This is a genomic window from Pseudoalteromonas sp. T1lg48 (genome assembly GCF_002964785.1).
GTDB lineage: Bacteria > Pseudomonadota > Gammaproteobacteria > Enterobacterales > Alteromonadaceae > Pseudoalteromonas.
Genome location: NZ_PQCC01000023.1, coordinates 78,657 through 97,864, shown reverse-complemented (window position 1 = coordinate 97,864; position 19,208 = coordinate 78,657). Strand labels below are relative to the sequence as shown.

Below are 19,208 nucleotides of genomic sequence, written 5' to 3'. Positions count from 1 at the left end.
TTTATTTAATTGCGACCATGGAGCAAAAGTTAAAGCACTGATACCACACCTGAGTTTGGTTAAAGCCAACCTCGTTAAGGCGCGTCAGGTGCGTGCTTAGGGTGTCGGTGCGCATGACATTTTCAATGGCGGTGCGCTTTTGACTGATCTCCAGCTCGGAATAGCCGTTGGCTCGCTTAAAGTCATGGTGCAGATCTATCAACAGGTCGTCGACAATTTGGTTTTCGCCGCGCAGCTTTTCGCTTAGCAGCAGGACGCCACCTGGTTTCAGGGCATTGTAGATACGGCTTAGTAGCGTCTGGCGCTTGTCGGGGTCGATAAACTGCATGGTAAAGTTCATCGCTACCACGGAGGCGTTCTCAAGTTTTGCATCGAGAATATCGCCCAGTTCCACGCTTACCGGCACGGTGGAGCGAAAGCCCTCAAGGTGCAAACGGCAGCGCTCAACCATGGCCTCGGAATTGTCGATGGCAATGATTTCACATCCCGCTTGGTTGAGATTACGGCGCATGCTCAGGGTGACGGCACCTAGTGAGCAGCCCAGGTCGTAGAGGTTGCTGTTATCTTGCGCGTACTTACCGGCAAGCTTGCCCAGGGTGCTGACTATGGTGGCGTATCCGGGCACCGAGCGCTCGATCATGTCGGGGAATACTTCCACCACTTTGGCGTCAAAGGTGAAGTCTTTTACTTGTTGTTCTGAGGCGTAAATACTGTCTTTGGCTGACACTTTGCTAAGCTCTAGCTAGAAACGATGGCGTTATTTTATCATTTTTGTGCTGCTTGTGGGGAGCTTTAGTCGGTGAATATGAGCAGGCGACTAAGTCCAGCCTTAAGCGGTCGAGGAGGAGCCTGCTCCCGGTGATAAAAAAGCACGAGTAAATCACGTCTATTTGTCGTATATTCAGTGCCTTAGACGCGTTAGCGCGCCATCAACAGCAGCAAGTGAGAGTGTGCATGAGTAAAAGTAAAGTAATTAGCACCGATGATATCCTCGCCACCTTATGCCATTCGGTCACCGAGGTGTTGTCGTCGGCCAGTGGCAATAACATCAGTTATTCCGCCATGGTACAGAAAATATCGCGTACCTGTATGCGCCCGGACATAGGCTGTTTTGTACTTTTTGACGGCGGCTTTACCGGGTTAGTTGTCACCAACTTCAGTGCGCAGGCGGCGATGGAAATTTACGGCGATTACCTCCGTAATATGGGCATGCCGGAGAACGAGCTGGCTAAGAGCCATTTGTCGGATGATGTGGCCAATGTGCTTGGCGAGTTGATGAATCAGATCGTCGGCGACTTCACCAAAAAAGTGCGCGAACAATTGCATACCTCTATCAGCCAAAATCAACCGAAAATGATGGCCATTAACAAGCAGGTGCAGATCTCCGTCGATACCGCCTTAGACAGGCCACAGGCGCGACGGGTCACCTTTACCACCCAAAGTCAGAATATCTTTTATCTGGAATTGGCCATGGATAAGACCGAGTTTATTAAAATGCATGATTTCGATATCAGCGAAGCGGTAGACCCGGATGAGATCATCGCCAATACCCGTGCCGAGCAACAGACCAAGGTGAAACAACAGCAAGAAGTCGATCAGGATATCGACGACGACTTTATGGAAAACCTCGGTTTATAGCGGTGAGCCTCGGGGGACTAAAAGAAGCTGCTTTGTTGGTTGTACTCGCCGGCAAAGGGCTCTGTAGCCCTGTGATGGTACCCGCAATACGCTTTTAGGTCGCTGGCAAACTGCCGTGCCAATAAAGGCGCACCATGATTGTCTGCGGTGTGTAAAAACACATAGGGCTGGCGGCCTTCATCCAGCCACTGCTTTATTTTCCTTAACCAGGGTTGATAGTAGCTTTGATATTCATCCCCCATGGCGGCGATAACAAACCTCACTATGGGGCGTTGGCCTAGGGCAATGGCATGCACGGGTAAATGGGGCTTTTTTTGTTGCGCATCAATAATGGCATCATTGTATGGTTTGGCGGCAAACAGCGCCCGGGTATCCATGCACACGCGGTCAATCCCCTGCTCGAAACAATAACGATTAAGCTGTTTCTCGCCTTCCCCCTTAGTGAAAAATTCCGGATGCCTGACCTCTATGCTGCGGCCAATATCGGCGGGGATTTGCGCCATAAAGTGCTGTAAGCGACTCAGGTGCTGAGGCGCAAAGCTGGCCGGGAGTTGTAACATCAAGGAGCCGGTTTTCTCCAGCAGGGGTGACATTAACATCAGCCAGTCGCGCACGCCTTGTTTATCGCATTGCAGTGCCAGGTCGTGGCTAAACCGCTTGGGAAACTTAAAGGTAAAGCGAAAATCTTTGCCGGTGGCATCATGCCAGCGCTGCACCGTGTCGGCCTTGGGGTCGGCATAAAAGGTGGTGTTTCCTTCTACCGAGTTAAACACCTGGGCGTATTGCGCCAGCATTTGCGCATTTTGACAGTCGGAGGTAAAGAGACTGCCTTTCCAGGCGTTATTGGCCCATTGTGGGCAACCCAAATACAACATCTGTGCTTTTGCTCTTGTCTTTATTTGCTCTGATACGCAAATGCTATCACAGCTTGGGTCGTCGCAGTGGTGAATAAATAGCCAACCCGTAGTTTGCTTCGTGACATTGACCGCCGTTTTTATATAATTGACGCAATTTATTTGGCCACTGCGTGCATTTAGCTCACGCGCTTACAATTAAAACAGGAATATTATGCGCTCTATATATTGCGGACACTTGAACAAAAGCCATGTCGACCAAGAGGTTACTCTTTGTGGTTGGATCAACAAACGCCGTGATTTAGGTGGTTTGATCTTCGTCGACGTGCGTGACCGCGAAGGCCTGGTGCAGGTGGTGTTCGACCCTGAAGTCGAAGGCTTGATGGACATTGCCAATAAACTTCGTCAAGAATTCTGTGTCCAGATCAAAGGTGTGGTGCGTGCGCGCCCAGAAAGCCAAGTAAATAAAGATATGGCCACCGGTGAAGTTGAAATTCTTGGCACTGGTCTTGAGATCATCAACCGTGCCGAAGCCTTACCACTGGACTTTAACCAGCAGAACTCGGAAGAGCGCCGCCTTAAATATCGTTATCTTGACCTGCGTCGCCTGGAGATGAGCGATCGTATTAAACTGCGTGCCAAGGCATCAAGCTTTGTGCGCCGTTTCTTGGACAGCAACGACTTCCTTGATATCGAAACGCCGGTATTGACTAAAGCGACACCAGAGGGTGCTCGTGACTACTTGGTACCTAGCCGTGTACACCATGGTAGCTTCTATGCCTTGCCACAGTCACCGCAGCTATTTAAACAGTTACTGATGATGTCAGGTTTCGATCGCTATTATCAAATCGTGAAATGTTTCCGTGACGAAGACCTACGTGCCGACCGTCAGCCTGAATTCACCCAGATCGATATCGAAACCTCGTTTATGACGTCGGATCAGGTTCGTGCCATCACCGAAAAACTGATTCGTGATATGTGGCAAGAGCTACTGAACGTTGACCTTGGCGAATTCCCTGTGATGGGTCACGAAGAAGCCATGCGTCGCTTCGGCTCGGATAAGCCGGACCTACGTAACCCAATGGAACTTATCGACGTTGCCGACTTGGTAAAAGACGTTGAGTTTAAGGTATTCTCGGGCCCGGCCAACGACGAAAAAGGCCGTGTAGCGGTACTGACTGTACCAGGTGGTGCATCGCTTTCACGTAAGCAAATCGATGAATACACCAAGTTTATCGGCATCTATGGCGCCAAAGGCTTGGCTTGGATGAAGGTTAACGACCGTGACGCCGGTGTTGAAGGTGTCCAATCGCCCATCGCTAAGTTCTTAAACGAAGACGTGATCACCGCCTTGCTTGAGCGCACCAATGCACAAACCGGCGACATCATTCTATTTGGCGCCGACAGCCGCAACGTGGTTAACGAAGCCATGGGCGCACTGCGCTTGAAAATAGGTTTAGACCTTGAGCTAACAGACTTAAGCAAGTGGGCGCCGCTTTGGGTTGTTGACTTCCCTATGTTTGAAGAAGATGACGAGGGTAACCTGCACGCGGTACACCACCCATTCACGGCACCAAAAGGCGTAAGCCCAGCGGAGTTGGAAGCCAACCCGGCAGGCACGCTATCCGATGCCTACGACATGGTTCTAAACGGTTACGAAGTCGGTGGTGGTTCTGTGCGTATCCACAGCAATGAGATGCAGCAAGCGGCTTTCCGTATTCTGGGTATCGAAGAGCAGGAGCAGCAAGAAAAGTTTGGCTTCCTACTGGATGCCTTGAAGTATGGCACACCTCCGCATGCGGGCCTGGCGTTCGGTCTCGACCGCTTGGTAATGCTATTGTGTGGTACCGACAACATTCGTGACGTGATTGCCTTCCCGAAAACCACTCAGGCGTCGTGCTTGATGACGGATGCACCAAGTTATGCCAACCCGGACGCACTAAAAGAACTGGCTATTGCGATTGCAGCAAAAGCAAACGCGGAGCAGGGTGAATAACTCCCTCTGAGCAGACAAACTAGTTCAATCTTAAAAAGCGGCTTAGGCCGCTTTTTTCTTATGCCTTTCCTTTACACTGGTCATCCATACAGTTACCATTGTTTGGTGCAAGAACAATAAGAAGGTTTCTGGGTGAGTATTATTTTGGGGATAGACCCCGGCTCGCGATTCACCGGCTACGGCGTGGTGCGCCAACAAGGACAGCGGTTTGCCTATTTGGGCAGCGGTTGCATTAAGCTTGGCGACAATGACTTTCCAACGCGCTTAAAAATGATCTACCAAGGCGTTACTCAGCTGATCGCTCAGTTTAATCCCGATGCCTTTGCCATCGAGCAGGTATTTATGGCCCATAACCCGGACTCGGCACTCAAGCTGGGGCAGGCCCGAGGAGCCGCCATCGTTGCCGCCACCATGGCGGAATTGGGCGTACACGAGTATTCGGCCCGCCAGGTCAAACAGGCCGTGGTGGGCAAGGGCTCTGCAGAAAAAGCGCAAGTTCAACACATGGTTAAGCATATTTTAAAACTGCCGGCGACGCCCCAGGCGGACGCTGCCGACGCCCTGGCCATTGCCATGTGTCACGGCCACTCACAACAAAACCTGATTAAATTAGCCGGCCAAGCGCACAAAACTGTGCGCGGTCGTTTGAGGTAAAGATGATAGGAAGAATTCGCGGACAATTAGTCGAAAAGCAGCCCCCGGAAGTGCTGGTGGATGTGGCCGGTGTGGGCTACGAAATCAGCTTGCCCATGAGCTGTTTTTACGCCCTCCCCGAGTGTGGGGAAGACGTCACTCTGTTTACTCATTTTGTCGTGCGGGAAGATGCACAACTTTTATTCGGCTTTAATACCAAAAGCGAGCGTGCCCTGTTTCGTGAGCTGTTAAAAGCCAATGGTGTGGGCCCCAAACTCGGTTTAGGTATTCTGTCGGGCATGTCTGCGGAGCAGTTTATTCAGTGTGTCCATCATGGCGACGCCAGCACCTTGGTGAAATTGCCCGGGGTAGGCAAGAAAACCGCCGAACGTTTAGTGTTAGAAATGAAAGACAGGCTTAAAGACTGGGGACCGGATCTATTCACCCCATACACGGATGCAGCGCCTGCGAGTAATGGCTGTGGAAATACCCTGGTTGCAGCCAATGCCACAGACGATGCTATTGCCGCTCTGGAAGCCTTGGGTTATAAGAATAGTCAAGCAACAAAAGCGGTGAGAGCGATTGCCCAAGAGGCGATGACCTCAGAGCAAATGATCAAGCAAGCGCTAAAGGCGATGCTGTAACAGAGATAAGTAAATGATAGAAGCGGATAGACTAATAGAGCCCCAGCAGCAGGGCAACGAAGACGTGGTCGATAGGGCCATACGACCTAAGCTGCTGGCCGACTATCATGGTCAGCCTCATGTAAAGCAGCAAATGGATATCTTTATTGAGGCGGCGCGCTCTCGCAGTGAAGCATTGGATCACCTGCTTATTTTCGGTCCGCCAGGCCTGGGTAAAACGACCTTGGCCAATATTGTCGCCAATGAGCTGGAAGTGAGCATTAAAACCACTTCAGGCCCGGTGTTAGAGAAGGCCGGCGATCTGGCAGCGCTGCTGACCAATTTAGAAGCCCACGATGTGCTCTTTATCGATGAAATCCACCGCATGAGTCCACATGTGGAGGAAATTCTCTATCCGGCGATGGAGGATTACCAACTCGACATCATGATAGGAGAGGGCCCGGCGGCTCGCTCAATCAAGCTGGATTTACCGCCTTTTACCCTGATTGGCGCCACCACCCGGGCCGGCTCGTTAACCTCGCCGTTGCGCGATCGTTTCGGTATCGTCCAACGTCTCGAGTTTTACAATGTTGACGATCTGGCCGCCATCGTTAAGCGCTCTGCCACTCATTTAGGGCTAAGCATCGACGAGCAGGGCGCCTACGAGGTGGCTAAGCGCTCGCGGGGCACGCCGCGTATTGCCAACCGCCTGCTGCGTCGGGTACGAGACTTTGCCGAGGTGAAGGGCGATGGCAGTGTGTGCGCCGATATTGCCGCTCAGGCCCTGGATATGGTGGATGTGGATAAAAGCGGCTTTGACTATATGGATCGCAAGTATTTACTGGCGATCATTGAGAAGTTTACGGGTGGTCCGGTAGGCCTGGAAAACCTGGCCGCCGCCATAGGCGAAGAAAAGGAAACCATTGAGGACGTGATAGAGCCCTATTTGATCCAACAGGGCTTTATTCAGCGCACGCCGCGGGGGCGGATTGTCTCCGACCGTGCTTATGCCCATTTTGGTCTGCATAAGGCAACCTAAACCTGGGTGTGAAAATGACGTCTCATCAGCCGAGCCTAGCGCTCGGCTTTTTCATGCCTGTTGCGGGACTAATTAGATAGCTGCTTGTTTTATAGTGCTATTTGTTTTTACGTCAGGGCGCTAATTGGTTGTCATACGGCTGCTGATTCACAGCGGATTAAGGCGGGACAGATTAGGGTCTGTGCCTGAGCTTGATTTAGGCAAAAAAAAGCCCGCTATAGAGCGGGCTAAACAACAAGTTGAAGGAAGTAAATCCGAGGAACACACCAGCTGCTCATTAGTAGGATGAAACAGCCGATGGTGTGAGGTGGGGAATCAGAAACCACCTCATGAACTGTGCAATAGAGCCATAGTTGGTTGCGCTAGCTCAGTACAGGGAGAATAATAAAGCGGTAGCAGGTTTTCTTCAAACTAGAAAAATTATTTTTTTCGGATAAAAAAAACTAATACCGAATAAAATCTTCACGATGATATTTTGCACAATGCATACTAAGTTATTAGCTCTATCTATTGAATTATAAGGCTATTATTATTTTTGTGCTTTTTTTGTCCTATTAGAATTACTATTTTTTAACTTGTTGTACATAAGCAAAATGACAGCTTATGCGATTATTTTGCATAAAATCTAGTTTTTTGGAACTTTTTCGCATTTAAATGGGCCCAACAAAGTAATGGTGTACCTGCCTGTTACCCACAGCTAGCGGCGATTTATCCGCACTTTGTGGCAATTCATGGCAAGGTCATTGTCAGCGCAATTATGTCTGGGTACACTAGGGTTCATTGTGTGTCGTACGCTGTATCGAGCGCGGATACAGTTAATAGCAATATACTGCGCCTCAGGAGAAAAGACGTGGATTCAGGATTAAACTTTATTGATCTAATTTTAAAAGCCAGCTTTTTAGTTCAGCTGGTGATGCTTACCCTTGTCGCCCTTTCGGTGATTTCTTGGGCCATTATCATTCAGCGCCGTAAAATCCTCAGCAGTGCGTTAACGAATGCGAAAAAGTTTGAATCCCGTTTTTGGTCTGGTGTTGACCTCTCCAAGCTGTATAACGAAATCTCCGCTCGCGGCACGCAAAGTGAAGGCATCGAGGCCATTTTTACCTCGGGTTTTAAAGAATTTGCCCGCGCTAAGAAAAACAACCTGTCCGCCGCCGCGTTAGGTATTGATGGCCCACATCGCGCCATGCGTGTAGCGCTTTCTCGAGAGATTGAAAAACTTGAAAACAGCCTGTCTTTCCTAGCCACTATCGGTTCTATCAGCCCTTATATCGGCTTATTCGGTACCGTGTGGGGGATAATGAACGCTTTTATCGCCTTGGGTGAAGTAAAACAAGCCACATTACAAATGGTTGCTCCGGGGATCGCCGAGGCACTTATCGCCACCGCCATGGGCCTGTTTGCCGCTATTCCTGCGGTTATCGCCTATAACCGTTTCGCTAACAAGATGGAAAAAATCGAATCCTATTACGGCAACTTTATGGAAGAGTTTGCCAACATTTTACATCGCCAGACTCTGAATCAAGAGGTTAAAAGCCATGTATCAGCGTAAGAAGCGTCGTCCGGTCTCGGAAATCAACGTCGTTCCTTACATCGACGTGATGTTGGTGCTGTTAATTATCTTTATGGCCACCGCTCCGTTGATCACCCATGGCGTCAAGGTCGAGCTGCCGAAAATGGAGCAGTCAGAATTGGTGGACACCAAGGGCGAGCCGCCGATCATTGCCTCTATCGATGCCGACGGCAAATACTATGTGAGTGTTGGCACCGATCCCGAAGCCCCCATGGAAGCCATAGATGTGGCCGCGGTCATTAAGTTGAAGCTGGATCAAAACCCAAAAACTCCGGTGATGATCAAGGGTTCGGGTCAGGTCAGTTATCAGGAAGTACTGCGACTGATGGATTTTCTCAAACGCGCAGGTGTTCCCGAGGTCGGTTTGATGACGGAGTCATTCGAGGAATAATATGCAGCAGTTTAAAACGCCTCTTCTGATCTCTGCCGGTTTACATGTGCTGATGATAGCCATTTTAGTCGGGGTCACTTATTTACGCCCGTCAACGCCCGAGGTGATGACGGTGACGCTAAACACTCCGAGCAATGAAGACACGCCGCAAAAAGCCGTGGATGCGGTGGCCGTGGATCAAAAGCAGGTGGAAAAGCGTATCGACGAGCTGCGAAAGCAGGAAGAAGATAAAAAGCGCGCCGAGCAGCAACGCATTCGCGAACTGGAAAAGCGCGCCGAGCAGGCAAAGCGCAAGCGCCAGGAAGAAGCCAATCGCATCAAAAAGCTAGAGCAGGAGCGCAAAGCCAAGGAAGAAGAGCGTAAAAAAGCGGAAGCCGAAGCAAAAAGAGCCCGCGAGATTGAGCGCAAAGAACGTGATAAGGCGAAGAAAGCTCAGCTAGAAAAGGAAAAGGCTGAAAAAGCCGCCAAGGCTGCCGCAGAAAAACGCCGTAAGGAAGAAGAAGCGGCGCGTAAAGCCGAAGAAGAGCGTAAACGCAAAGAGGCGGAAGCCAAGCGCAAGGCCGAAGAGGCCCGTCAAAAAGCCCTGGCTGAGCAGTTGTTGCAAGAACAGCTGGCCGCCGAGCAAGCGGTGCGTGCAAAAGCGCGTCGTCAGCAGGTACTATCTGAAGTGGATAAATACCGCGCCTTGATCGGCCAGCGTATTCAACAGAACCTGCTGTTGGACGAAAGCTTCCGCGGTAAAGAATGTCGCCTCAATATTAAGCTTGCGTTTAATGGCTTGGTTACCAGTGTGAATTCGCTAGGCGGTGATAGACAGGTGTGCGAGGCTGCAGTGCGTGCCGTACGTCGTGCCGATACGCTGCCGGTATCTAAAGACCGCGACGTGTTTGAAGAATTGAAAAATATTAACTTAACGGTTAAACCAGAGTTTTAGGGGAAAGTTATGGTTAAATTATGCCGCATTGTGGCAGTGTCTGTGCTGGCGACTATGAGCATGTGGGCTCAGGCCGCGCTGGAGATTGTGATTACCGAAGGGGTCGATAGTGCGCGACCTATCGCCGTGGTGCCCTTCACCTACAAGGGCACGGGTGAAATGCCGATGCGTATCAGCGAAGTGGTTGCCGCGGATTTGCGCCGCAGTGGTAAATTTAAGCCGATCGCCAATATCGATATGCCACAGCGACCTAGCTCGGATGCCGGTGTTGATTATGGCGCCTGGGCGCAACGTGGTGTAGAAGCCATTGTTGTAGGCAGCGTTGAACAGCAATCGGCCGGCCGTTACTTGGTCAGCTTCGAACTCATCGATGTCTTACGCGGTCAGATCACCGGCGGGCAAACTCGCGTATTGAACAATGGTCAATTGGTAAACAGCGAAGACCATGTACTTGATGCTCGCGAAACCGTGATCTCGGCATCAAGCTTCCGTCGTTATGGTCACCGTATCAGCGATGTGGTGTATGAAGCCTTGACCGGCGAGCGCGGCGCTTTCTTAACTAAAATCGCTTACATCATAGTGCGTGAGCAAGACGAGAAGCCATATCAGCTTGTTGTTGCCGATTATGACGGCTTTAACGAACAGGTGTTATTGCGTTCGAAAGAGCCGCTAATGTCACCGTCTTGGTCGCCCGATGGCAACAAATTGGCTTACGTGACGTTCGAGAACCGTCAGAGTCAGATCTTTATTCAGGACATCTACACCGGCCAGCGTCAGTTGGTCACTAGTCACCCTGGAATCAATGGTGCACCGCAGTTTTCTCCCGATGGCACTAAGCTGGCCTTGGTGCTGTCAAAAGACCGTACCGGCGCCACAGAATTATACTTATACGACTTAATTACTAAGCAGGAACGTCGCTTAACACGCCACCGTAGCATAGACACGGAGCCAACTTGGCATCCGAACGGTAAAGAGCTGATGTTTACCTCTGAAAGAGGTGGTAATGCCCAGATTTATAAGTTAAATTTAGACTCGGGTCGAGTACAGCGTATGACTTTCGACGGCGATATGAACTTGAACGGGTCAGTGACTCCAGATGGTAAGCATCTGATCATGGTTAACCGTACCCTGGGTCAGTATCACATTGCCAAGAAAGATCTTGAAAACGGAAACTTCCATGTGTTGACTCGAACTCGCTTGGATGAATCACCAAGCGTTGCGCCCAATGGCTCGATGATTATATACAGCACCATGCATAACAATAAAAATGTATTGGCTTTGGTGTCGATGGATGGTCGTTTTAAAGCGCGTTTACCTGTGCTCGACGGTCAGGTTAAGTCGCCGGCATGGTCGCCATTTTTGTAATTCGCTAAGGGTGTAGTCAGCTTTAATCGTATAAACTTGATGTTTGTGCGATTGGCGCACTATAGTAAGAAAAATTGAAAATCAGGTGATGGTTTCACTAAATCAATAATAGGAATGTACTCAATGCAACTTAATAAACTGTTAAAAAGCCTGCTTGTTGCAGTGCCAGTAATGACACTAGCGGCCTGTAGCTCTTCTTCTAACCTGGATGAAGGTCAAGCCAACGAAACTAACCAAGTTGAAACCCAAACAACTGATACCGTAGAAGTAGAAACTGTTGAGCGCGTAGAAACTGCGGAAGAAAAACTACGTAAAAAGTACGAAGAGCTTCGCCAACAGCAGATCATCCACTTCGACTTTGACCGTGCAACTATCCAAAGCAAGTACGCAGAGCTACTTCAAGCGCACGCTCAATTCCTAATCGAAAACCCATCGGTTAAAGTACTTATCGAAGGTCACGCGGATGAGCGTGGTACTCCTGAGTACAACATCGCCCTGGGTGAGAGCCGTGGTCAGTCGGTTGAAAAATACCTTCTAAGCCTTGGCGTTAACGCAAACCAAATGTCAGTTGTGAGCTACGGCGAAGAAAAGCCGATGATCAAAGCACGCAACGAAGAAGCGTTTGCTCAAAACCGCCGTGCGGTATTAGTATACTAAAATCAGTAGAGTAATGATGAAGCCGAAACTTATTTTGGCAGCCTTACTCATGAGCGGGAGCACCCATGTCTGGGCTGCTCCCGCTCCTGTTTCTGAGGCCACTGCCAGCGAATCAAGCATTGAGCAGCGCTTAAGTCGACTTGAGCAAATGATGCAATCTCGCAACATTATGCAAGCCAACCTGCAGCAGCAGCTCGATATGTTACAGGATGAAGTGAGCCAATTGCGTGGTATCACCGAAGAGCATAGCTACAAGCTCGAGAAAGTGTTGCAACGTCAGCGTGAGCTTTATCAAGAGATTGAAAACCGTGTCAGCGCCGCTTATACGCAGCAGCCAAGCTACGACATGCCGCAAACGCCAACACAGCAGCCTGACAGTGGCTTAAACACCACAGTGGTCAGCACCGACCTGTCGGAAAACGAAGCGTACGACAAAGCGGTGAAGCTGATTATGCAGGATAAGCGCTATGATGCGGCGATTCCTGAGTTCAAGTCGTTTTTGCAAAACTATCCTAACTCTGTTTATGCGGCCAATGCCCATTACTGGCTAGGACAATTGTTGACCATTAAGGGTGACACCGCCGGTGCTAAATCTCATTTTGAGACCGTAGTGAATCAATACAGCGATTCTAGCAAGCGCCCCGATGCACTTCTTAAGCTCGGTACCCTGGAACAGCAGCAAGGTCAATTGGCCAGAGCTAAGCAATTGTTTAATGAGGTTATCACGCAATACCCTAACACCACGGCCGCAAAATTAGCCGCCGAACGTGTTAGCAAGTTGTAGCCGAATTTGCTAGTTGTTAGGTTTTAGACTGCTTTGTAGCTAAAGCGGTCTAAAATTAGGCAACTAAAAGGAAAAACTAAAAAAAACCGAGTATTTGTATTGCACTTGGATTTTAAATAAGTATTATAAGCGCCCGCAGCAGGGGATAACCACTCAGGAAATTTTCTGCGGCAAATTACATAAAGTGGGTCATTAGCTCAGCTGGTAGAGCAGTGGACTTTTAATCCATTGGTCGATGGTTCGAATCCATCATGACCCACCACTTTATGTAATGATTAGCACAGCGTTGGGTCATTAGCTCAGTTGGTAGAGCAGTGGACTTTTAATCCATTGGTCGATGGTTCGAATCCATCATGACCCACCAATTGCTAAATCGATTCTAATGTTGGGTCATTAGCTCAGCTGGTAGAGCAGTGGACTTTTAATCCATTGGTCGATGGTTCGAATCCATCATGACCCACCACGTTAGAATAAAAAATGTTAAAGTGCTCGCGCCAAACTAGGTGTGCAAAGCAATTAACAACCCGGGCGGGTCATTAGCTCAGCTGGTAGAGCAGTGGACTTTTAATCCATTGGTCGATGGTTCGAATCCATCATGACCCACCACTTAATCTCCCCCTGCTATTCTTAATAGCGCTTAATGTGCCGACATCTTATTGGCTCATTACACCAGAGCGGGTCATTAGCTCAGCTGGTAGAGCAGTGGACTTTTAATCCATTGGTCGATGGTTCGAATCCATCATGACCCACCACTTTCTTTATTCCCTTTTAAACTAACTAGTTACTAACAATCTTCGCGATCCCAAGCGCACAGCTTCTTTTTATCGTCATAGTTTCGTATAATTGCCCTAGTATTTCGTAACCTAGAATAGTTTTATCAGTATGGGTATTAGCCAACAGATCATGCCAGAGGACTATATTTTTCCTCCTAAGCCAGCTCCTCTTTCCGATGCCGAAAAGCTCGCCTATAAAGAGCGTATTAAGCAATTGCTGAAAGAGAAGAATGCCGTATTAGTCGCGCACTACTATACCGACCCTGAAATTCAGGCGCTCGCGGAAGAAACCGGTGGCTGTGTTGCCGACTCTTTAGAGATGGCTCGTTTTGGCGCACGTCAAGAGCAAGCAGATATGATCATCGTTGCCGGCGTTCGCTTTATGGGTGAAACGGCTAAGATCCTGACTCCGAATAAAACCGTGGTAATGCCGACCTTGGAAGCCACTTGTTCGCTGGATGTAGGTTGTCCCATCGACGCCTTTAGCGCGTTTTGTGATCAGCACCCGGATCGTAAAGTGGTGGTGTATGCCAACACCTCGACTGCGGTTAAGGCGCGTGCGGATTGGATCGTCACCTCCTCATGCGCGCTGGAGATCGTTGAGCACCTCGATAGCGAGGGCGAGAAAATCATCTGGGGTCCGGATAAGCACTTGGGTAGCTATATTCAAAAGCAAACCGGTGCCGATATGATCATGTGGAACGGTGCTTGTATCGTTCATGACGAGTTTAAAACCAAGGCATTGAAAGACATGAAGGCCCTGCACCCAGATGCGGCGGTATTGGTGCACCCTGAGTCTCCGGCAGAGATTGTTGAACTGGCCGATGCGGTTGGTTCAACGAGTCAGCTTATTAAAGCGGCGCAGGAAATGGATAACCAGAAGTTTATCGTAGCCACTGACCGCGGCATTTTTTACAAGATGCAGCAGCTGTGCCCAGAGAAGGAATTCTTCGAAGCACCGACGGCCGGCGAGGGCGCGACCTGTAAAAGCTGTGCCCATTGCCCTTGGATGGCTATGAACGGCTTAAAAGCAATCGAGGAAGCACTGATAGACCCAAGCGGTAAAGAAGTGTTTGTGGACATGGAGCTGCGCGAGGGCGCCTTACGTTCACTTAATCGTATGCTTGATTTCACCGCTGCCATGGCACGCTAATGGCGGATTACTAAGCAATTGATTTGGTTTTGTAAAAAACACCTTGCAACAAACAAAGCCTTTGCTTAGTATAAGCGGCGCTGCTACGGCAGCCCAGTTAAAGTGCGGAGAGGTGGCTGAGTGGCCGAAGGCGCACGACTGGAACTCGTGTATACGTTAATAGCGTATCGAGGGTTCGAATCCCTCCCTCTCCGCCATTTTCTTTTTGTAAATCAAATACTTACCTTTCGGCTTCCTGCCAAAAATAGTCAATTTCTAGTCAAAAAAAAGTTACTTTTCCAGTCACCTCTTTTGCTTCTGTTGGAGTTTGATTTGAATCTTCCAAGTGTTGGTGGCAAAGGGCAGTGCTATACTTTGCATGGCTTTGGGTGTACGCATTACTAAAGTGCAGAGGTGTGGTGTATCAACTTCATTATTTCAGTCTGTTGTAGGGCGTGAGAAAAGCGAGCTAGGTACCTCCAAGCGTTATACCTATGATTTTGCGGTTAAGAAACTATTCCCAGTGGTTGATGTCATTGCAGATTGGTAGGGTTAAGGCTCCAGCATTGAATTGGTCTGAGTAACAATTGAGGTATTGGTGCTTAGCTGGAGCAGTTGGGGGAAGAGGTGGCTCTTAAGATTTTTGAAATCCGAATAGGTTTATAAGGATGTCATTAATTCTTTTTGTCGCATGAATCTATCGGACATCTCGGAATAGTCCTCTTTTCCTTTCAGGGGGAAGGCGCCCATTTCTTCCACTAAAAGTTTAGTGCCTGAACATAGTAAGTTTAATGGATTTGATTCATGGTGAGGCACGACGGCATATAGTGGCCTTCTTTGTTTCACGCAAAACCTAGCTTGCGTTATTGAGCCACTTTTCTCCTCTGCTTCAACAATGACAGAACCAACTGAGAGTCCAAGTTGTATCCTGTTTCGAGGGACAAAAAAGTTCCTGTGAGCTGGAGTGCCGACTGGGTGCTCAGATACCCACAGGCCACCATTTTCTAATATCCTTTGCGCTAGCCCTGCATTCTTAGCTGGCTTGGCAATATCAAGTCCATGTGCAAGCACTGCAATTGTACATGATGGTTTGCCTGACTCTAAAGCGCCCTCATGAGCTGCAGCATCAACACCAAGAGCTAAGCCGCTAACAACAATCCAGTCGTTATCAGCAAGGTACTTAGAGATGCGTCGAGTGATAATCTCGCCATTAGAAGTGATGGCTCTTGCTCCCACTACCGCGACACCTGGTAGTTTATTTAATGCCTCAGTATTCCCCCTTAAATGGAGCACGTTAGGGGCATCATCGATAGCTCGTAGATATTTAGGGTAGTTGTTAGATACTATTGAATAACAAGATATGCCTAAGGAAAAGCTTTTTTCACCTATTTGAACAGCTGCATTCCAATCCTTTTCATTTGGAAAGTAATTCATCATCCCGCAACTAACTAGATATTGTTTTAAACCTCCAATATCAGAGAGTCTCGGGTACGGTATGGACTCAAGAAGTTCCTTGATTTCTTTTGCTTTAAGCCCCTGCGACTGCAAAGCCAGCGCATGCAAAGTTGGCAAATCCAAGTTGTTCATTGTTATACCGTTTTCCCTAAAACAAGCTTATATAGTTTTTTGACCCCTGCATTTCTTAATAGCTGTTCACAAGCCGCCATTGAAGAGCCTGTAGTGTAAACATCATCTAGCAAAATCATTGGCAAATCACCATTGATGCGTGCTTTAACCTCAATAGAGTCAAGGTGTATTTGCGCACTTCTAGCCCCCCCATTATGAGCAGACGGTATGCTCTTTGTTCTAACTAAGAAGTCAGGATTATAAATTAGTCGCGGCCCTAGGTTAAGGTTTAAATGGCTAATGATTGATGTCAGTGCTACTGAAGAGTTCCCAGCTGTAGAGGAAGGAATGATTGCTATATTGACCACGGGGAAGTTAATGAACTCCGGGAAAGACCTGAAGAATGCCAAAAGTACACCTTGAAAATAAGCAAGGTTTCTCTGGAAGTTATGGGAGGTAGGGTCTTTCATGTCCATGATTCTGTATGTGTCCTGATTTTTATTGGGGTTTGGAGTTCCACATACACGGAACGGGTGATAATCACAGACGTAATTAAGTTCTTGCAGAGACCATTTTGTTGTTTTCACTTCAATCCTTGATTTTTAAATCTGGCTACAACTTAAAGTACCTCACCTGAATTGCTTTTTCTAGATGTAATTTATTGATAGTGAGTATGCGAATGAAAGGTCAATTGAAGTTGCAGTAATAAGGGGTGTGAGGGTTAGCGACGCGAGCTGCGAAATCAAATTTCTTTTGTATAGCAAAAATGTATTCACCCCCACCCTCAGTGAACAGCCTTCTTCTCAACACGTTTTTTGCGTTGGTTTATTTTTTTCTTCAGGTCAAGCGCCAAAGGAATAGAGAGGGTTAACTTTAAAATCCCTAGAACATGTTAAGAAGTGCTTAGCTCCACCGGACTACCCCCTTGAATATTTCATAGCAATTTTAAAATCCCTGAAAGGGTTAATCACTCAGTCTTTTTGTTTGGTTCAATAACGGGCGTTAAATGAGCCTAGGTGAAGGTTCTTATCTTCTGGTTCAAAATATAGGGTTGCAACTTTTGAGCTAGTCACCTATTATGAACCCACTTTATTGAACCAAGAGAATTGCAGTTATGCCATCAAGAACCTTTATCTACGCCCGTGTATCCACAAGTGAACTTACGGTTGAAAACCAATTAGAGGCCATCCAAAGGGCTGGGTATAGCGTTCCCGCTAACAGAGTTATCACTGAGGTTGTTAGTGGTGGGGTTAACGCTATGGAGCGTGAAGCGTTTAAGGCTATGGTTACCCATAAATTGGAAAAGGGTGATACTGTTGTGGTTCAGCGCTTGGACAGGTTGGGCAGAGATAACATTGATGTTCAGCAGGTGGTGGAGTTATTTGTGAGTAAGGGAATCAGGCTGGTTTCACTGGACTTGCCTGTAAGGGATTTATCATCTAGTGAAGGTAAATTGATGCTGCAGCTATTCTCGGCATTTGCAGAGTTTGAAAAGAATAGAATTAAAGAGCGTACTATAGATGGTTTGAAAAGAGCCAAGTCCGAAGGTAAGAAATTAGGTAGGCCTAGTAACGAGTCTTTAAGAGGTGAGGTGGTTCAAATGAGAAAGTCTATGAGCATCGCAGGAGTCGCTAAGGAGCTAGGTATATCTGTCAGTACGGTTAAGCGCCTACAGAAACCCTGAGAGCTTCTCAGATAGCTTATTTCAGACATAAAAAAACCCCTAACCATCAACCTTGGAAGGGGGCTTTTTAAAATGGCTAAAATGGTTTTGGAGTATCATTTCTAGCGTCTCTTGGTTGTTAGAATGGGAGTTTACTTATTAGCTCAGCTCGTTTTATTTCCAGTTGTTCCAGTAGCTTGGTTTCGTTCTTACAATAATTCACAGTCTCACGGTAAAGCCTAGTCGCTTTGATGGCTTCCATATCTTCCATTAGTAGTGCTGCTGGAAAGTATGCTTCCATCTTATTTCCACCTTTAGAAGTAAAGTGAAAAGTGAGAGTTTCATCTTTGAAGTAAAGCTTCTTCTTAAGCAGTAAAGTGTCAGCGTCACTCATGGTTGGGTTGACTGGCTTGTGATGGGTTGAGATGCGCTTTACAAGGTCTTTGTGCTTATCCTGCGAGGTCATCTCAGAAGCTCTCTTTGATAGAATCTCAGTAACCTTGTTAGATGAATCACCATGATGGTGTGAAGTGTTGGCCTTGAGCTGGCTTCCAACCCTAGCGACTAAAGATTTTTTATCCAACATATTACAAACCCTCTGCTAATTCTTGAATCTGATTGAGTAGCTCAATTTCCTTATCTTTCTCAGCTTGAATAGCTTCAGCGTGTAAGGCTAGGGCTTTTATGGCTTCTTCACGAGATTGGTTATGGGTATCAATCTCCACTCGTAACTCTGCTTCGGCCTTATCTCGTAGGGTTTTTAAATCTTCTTCTTGAAGTCCATTTGGTTTGGTCATCCAAAACTCTACAGCGTTAGTAGCCGGGTCAACCTTAAACTGATAAAAGCTCTGCGGAGAGCCGTATTCTTTCCAGCCTTCCTTAAATAATCTTTCAAGAGTCTGGAGAACTTCATATTTGTTGTTGTAGAAGATGAAGTGTTTCACAGCGCCGAGTACGCCATGTGATTCAATATTCTTCTGGTACAACACTTTTGAACGCTCAAACTGAGCTTGTACAGTTTCTTTGGTAAAGCGTCTTTTGGGGCTTTGGGCGGTAGTTAGTAATTTTTTGAAATCTGATTCTGATAGTTTCATGATATAATCCTCTTGTTTGGATGTAAGGAGACGCAACAGCCCCTTAGCACAAGAGGGAGCTAAGAAGGCTGGAGGGTCTATGGATAAAGCAGTGGTCTATACGAGCCTGTCATTGGGTGCTCGACCACATACGGCAAGGGGAGAACGTCCCTTATGAAATTCTTTTGAAGTTGGCGATAGGTGGAATCACCGATGATTTATCTATGGTAGTATTGAACTGGATAGATTGTTTAAGGTATTACTCAATATCTAGCCAGTGTAATTTGTAAGAACTTTGAAGTATCTTGGCTAATCTCTTGAGTAAATCTGTAAGAGATTCTAATCACCATACCTCTATTCACTTGTGGTAAGAGGGTTTGTTTACTAGAGATATTTAATAAGGATTTTATAAAATTTCTTGTAAGTGCTTTATAAAATCAAACCTTCCTGACAACCTACCTTAAAATAGATGTAATTCCCATTTGTAAAAATGGTTATGAACCCTTCGAAGTGC

The 19,208-nt window shown here is 47.6% G+C and carries 19 protein-coding genes and 6 tRNA genes; 19 read left to right on the top strand and 6 right to left on the bottom strand.

The window, feature by feature from the left end; genetic code table 11:
* Position 1 precedes the first annotated feature (1 nt).
* Positions 2–727 (bottom strand): carboxy-S-adenosyl-L-methionine synthase CmoA, encoded by a 726-nt coding sequence (gene cmoA, locus C2M29_RS16170; protein ID WP_105190768.1) that lies wholly within the window; start codon positions 725–727, stop codon positions 2–4.
* A 227-nt stretch (positions 728–954) separates the two neighbouring features.
* Between cmoA and C2M29_RS16165 the strand changes: the two genes are divergently transcribed.
* Complete coding sequence (locus C2M29_RS16165; protein ID WP_105190767.1) at positions 955–1,638, top strand: DUF3334 family protein; 684 nt, start codon at positions 955–957, stop codon at positions 1,636–1,638.
* Positions 1,639–1,655: 17 nt separating this feature from the next.
* On the opposite strand, the gene C2M29_RS16160 is transcribed toward C2M29_RS16165, so the two are convergent.
* Positions 1,656–2,513 carry a DUF72 domain-containing protein gene (locus C2M29_RS16160; protein WP_105190766.1) on the bottom strand — a complete coding sequence of 286 codons (858 nt, stop codon included), beginning with the start codon at positions 2,511–2,513 and terminating at the stop codon, positions 1,656–1,658.
* A 193-nt stretch (positions 2,514–2,706) separates the two neighbouring features.
* On the opposite strand from C2M29_RS16160, the gene aspS reads away from it, so the two are divergent.
* From aspS to C2M29_RS16075, 17 genes are all read left to right on the top strand, one after another.
* On the top strand, positions 2,707–4,488 hold the full coding sequence (gene aspS / locus C2M29_RS16155) for an aspartate--tRNA ligase (RefSeq protein WP_105190765.1): 1,782 nt from the start codon (positions 2,707–2,709) through the stop codon (positions 4,486–4,488).
* Between the two features lie 132 nt (positions 4,489–4,620).
* Positions 4,621–5,142: a crossover junction endodeoxyribonuclease RuvC gene (gene ruvC / locus C2M29_RS16150; RefSeq protein ID WP_105190764.1), complete on the top strand. Its 522-nt coding sequence runs from the start codon at positions 4,621–4,623 to the stop codon at positions 5,140–5,142.
* Positions 5,143–5,144: 2 nt separating this feature from the next.
* Positions 5,145–5,765 (top strand): Holliday junction branch migration protein RuvA, encoded by a 621-nt coding sequence (ruvA, locus tag C2M29_RS16145; RefSeq protein WP_105190763.1) that lies wholly within the window; start codon positions 5,145–5,147, stop codon positions 5,763–5,765.
* A 13-nt stretch (positions 5,766–5,778) separates the two neighbouring features.
* Complete coding sequence (ruvB, locus tag C2M29_RS16140) at positions 5,779–6,783, top strand: Holliday junction branch migration DNA helicase RuvB (RefSeq protein ID WP_105190762.1); 1,005 nt, start codon at positions 5,779–5,781, stop codon at positions 6,781–6,783.
* 850 nt (positions 6,784–7,633) lie between these two features.
* Positions 7,634–8,335: a protein TolQ gene (tolQ, locus tag C2M29_RS16135; RefSeq protein ID WP_105190761.1), complete on the top strand. Its 702-nt coding sequence runs from the start codon at positions 7,634–7,636 to the stop codon at positions 8,333–8,335.
* The gene (gene tolR / locus C2M29_RS16130; protein WP_105190760.1) at positions 8,322–8,747 is read left to right on the top strand and encodes a protein TolR; all 426 of its coding nucleotides are present in this window, start codon (positions 8,322–8,324) and stop codon (positions 8,745–8,747) included. The genes tolQ and tolR overlap by 14 nt, the downstream gene beginning before the upstream one ends.
* A 1-nt stretch (position 8,748) precedes the next feature.
* Positions 8,749–9,681, top strand: a complete 933-nt coding sequence (tolA, locus tag C2M29_RS16125; RefSeq protein WP_105190759.1) for a cell envelope integrity protein TolA — start codon at positions 8,749–8,751, stop codon at positions 9,679–9,681.
* Between the two features lie 9 nt (positions 9,682–9,690).
* Positions 9,691–11,046 carry a Tol-Pal system beta propeller repeat protein TolB gene (tolB, locus tag C2M29_RS16120; protein ID WP_105190758.1) on the top strand — a complete coding sequence of 452 codons (1,356 nt, stop codon included), beginning with the start codon at positions 9,691–9,693 and terminating at the stop codon, positions 11,044–11,046.
* A gap of 123 nt (positions 11,047–11,169) precedes the next feature.
* Positions 11,170–11,703, top strand: coding sequence for a peptidoglycan-associated lipoprotein Pal (pal, locus tag C2M29_RS16115; RefSeq protein ID WP_105190757.1), 534 nt, complete (start codon positions 11,170–11,172; stop codon positions 11,701–11,703).
* A 16-nt stretch (positions 11,704–11,719) separates the two neighbouring features.
* Complete coding sequence (gene ybgF / locus C2M29_RS16110; protein ID WP_105190756.1) at positions 11,720–12,487, top strand: tol-pal system protein YbgF; 768 nt, start codon at positions 11,720–11,722, stop codon at positions 12,485–12,487.
* A gap of 186 nt (positions 12,488–12,673) precedes the next feature.
* Positions 12,674–12,749: transfer RNA gene (locus C2M29_RS16105), tRNA-Lys, on the top strand.
* A 26-nt stretch (positions 12,750–12,775) separates the two neighbouring features.
* A tRNA-Lys gene (locus tag C2M29_RS16100) sits at positions 12,776–12,851 on the top strand.
* Between the two features lie 23 nt (positions 12,852–12,874).
* Positions 12,875–12,950, top strand: a tRNA-Lys gene (locus C2M29_RS16095).
* 67 nt (positions 12,951–13,017) lie between these two features.
* Positions 13,018–13,093, top strand: a tRNA-Lys gene (locus C2M29_RS16090).
* Between the two features lie 70 nt (positions 13,094–13,163).
* Positions 13,164–13,239: transfer RNA gene (locus C2M29_RS16085), tRNA-Lys, on the top strand.
* Between the two features lie 130 nt (positions 13,240–13,369).
* The gene (gene nadA / locus C2M29_RS16080) at positions 13,370–14,413 is read left to right on the top strand and encodes a quinolinate synthase NadA (protein ID WP_105190755.1); all 1,044 of its coding nucleotides are present in this window, start codon (positions 13,370–13,372) and stop codon (positions 14,411–14,413) included.
* Positions 14,414–14,519: 106 nt separating this feature from the next.
* Positions 14,520–14,610, top strand: a tRNA-Ser gene (locus C2M29_RS16075).
* Between the two features lie 442 nt (positions 14,611–15,052).
* On the opposite strand, the gene C2M29_RS16070 is transcribed toward C2M29_RS16075, so the two are convergent.
* Complete coding sequence (locus C2M29_RS16070; protein ID WP_105190754.1) at positions 15,053–15,979, bottom strand: DNA-processing protein DprA; 927 nt, start codon at positions 15,977–15,979, stop codon at positions 15,053–15,055.
* A 2-nt stretch (positions 15,980–15,981) separates the two neighbouring features.
* Positions 15,982–16,545, bottom strand: coding sequence for a ComF family protein (locus C2M29_RS16065; protein ID WP_158684750.1), 564 nt, complete (start codon positions 16,543–16,545; stop codon positions 15,982–15,984).
* A 527-nt stretch (positions 16,546–17,072) separates the two neighbouring features.
* On the opposite strand from C2M29_RS16065, the gene C2M29_RS16060 reads away from it, so the two are divergent.
* Positions 17,073–17,642, top strand: coding sequence for a recombinase family protein (locus C2M29_RS16060; protein ID WP_105190752.1), 570 nt, complete (start codon positions 17,073–17,075; stop codon positions 17,640–17,642).
* Positions 17,643–17,760: 118 nt separating this feature from the next.
* Here C2M29_RS16060 and C2M29_RS16055 read toward each other — a convergent pair whose 3' ends face one another.
* Positions 17,761–18,207, bottom strand: coding sequence for a hypothetical protein (locus tag C2M29_RS16055; RefSeq protein ID WP_105190751.1), 447 nt, complete (start codon positions 18,205–18,207; stop codon positions 17,761–17,763).
* 1 nt (position 18,208) lies between these two features.
* Positions 18,209–18,715 (bottom strand): hypothetical protein, encoded by a 507-nt coding sequence (locus tag C2M29_RS16050; protein WP_105190750.1) that lies wholly within the window; start codon positions 18,713–18,715, stop codon positions 18,209–18,211.
* Positions 18,716–19,208 lie beyond the last annotated feature (493 nt).

Excerpts from the sequence above, each read along its gene's own strand:
- tolR (WP_105190760.1), top strand. The coding sequence starts at position 8,322 with ATGTATCAGCGTAAGAAGCGTCGTCCGGTCTCGGAAATCAACGTCGTT.
- C2M29_RS16070 (WP_105190754.1), bottom strand. The coding sequence starts at position 15,979 with ATGAACAACTTGGATTTGCCAACTTTGCATGCGCTGGCTTTGCAGTCG.
- C2M29_RS16050 (WP_105190750.1), bottom strand. The coding sequence starts at position 18,715 with ATGAAACTATCAGAATCAGATTTCAAAAAATTACTAACTACCGCCCAA.
- ruvA (WP_105190763.1), top strand. The coding sequence starts at position 5,145 with ATGATAGGAAGAATTCGCGGACAATTAGTCGAAAAGCAGCCCCCGGAA.
- nadA (WP_105190755.1), top strand. The coding sequence starts at position 13,370 with ATGGGTATTAGCCAACAGATCATGCCAGAGGACTATATTTTTCCTCCT.
- aspS (WP_105190765.1), top strand. The coding sequence starts at position 2,707 with ATGCGCTCTATATATTGCGGACACTTGAACAAAAGCCATGTCGACCAA.
- ybgF (WP_105190756.1), top strand. The coding sequence starts at position 11,720 with ATGAAGCCGAAACTTATTTTGGCAGCCTTACTCATGAGCGGGAGCACC.
- pal (WP_105190757.1), top strand. The coding sequence starts at position 11,170 with ATGCAACTTAATAAACTGTTAAAAAGCCTGCTTGTTGCAGTGCCAGTA.
- tolB (WP_105190758.1), top strand. The coding sequence starts at position 9,691 with ATGGTTAAATTATGCCGCATTGTGGCAGTGTCTGTGCTGGCGACTATG.
- C2M29_RS16160 (WP_105190766.1), bottom strand. The coding sequence starts at position 2,513 with ATGTTGTATTTGGGTTGCCCACAATGGGCCAATAACGCCTGGAAAGGC.
- C2M29_RS16055 (WP_105190751.1), bottom strand. The coding sequence starts at position 18,207 with ATGTTGGATAAAAAATCTTTAGTCGCTAGGGTTGGAAGCCAGCTCAAG.
- tolA (WP_105190759.1), top strand. The coding sequence starts at position 8,749 with ATGCAGCAGTTTAAAACGCCTCTTCTGATCTCTGCCGGTTTACATGTG.
- C2M29_RS16165 (WP_105190767.1), top strand. The coding sequence starts at position 955 with ATGAGTAAAAGTAAAGTAATTAGCACCGATGATATCCTCGCCACCTTA.
- ruvB (WP_105190762.1), top strand. The coding sequence starts at position 5,779 with ATGATAGAAGCGGATAGACTAATAGAGCCCCAGCAGCAGGGCAACGAA.
- C2M29_RS16060 (WP_105190752.1), top strand. The coding sequence starts at position 17,073 with ATGCCATCAAGAACCTTTATCTACGCCCGTGTATCCACAAGTGAACTT.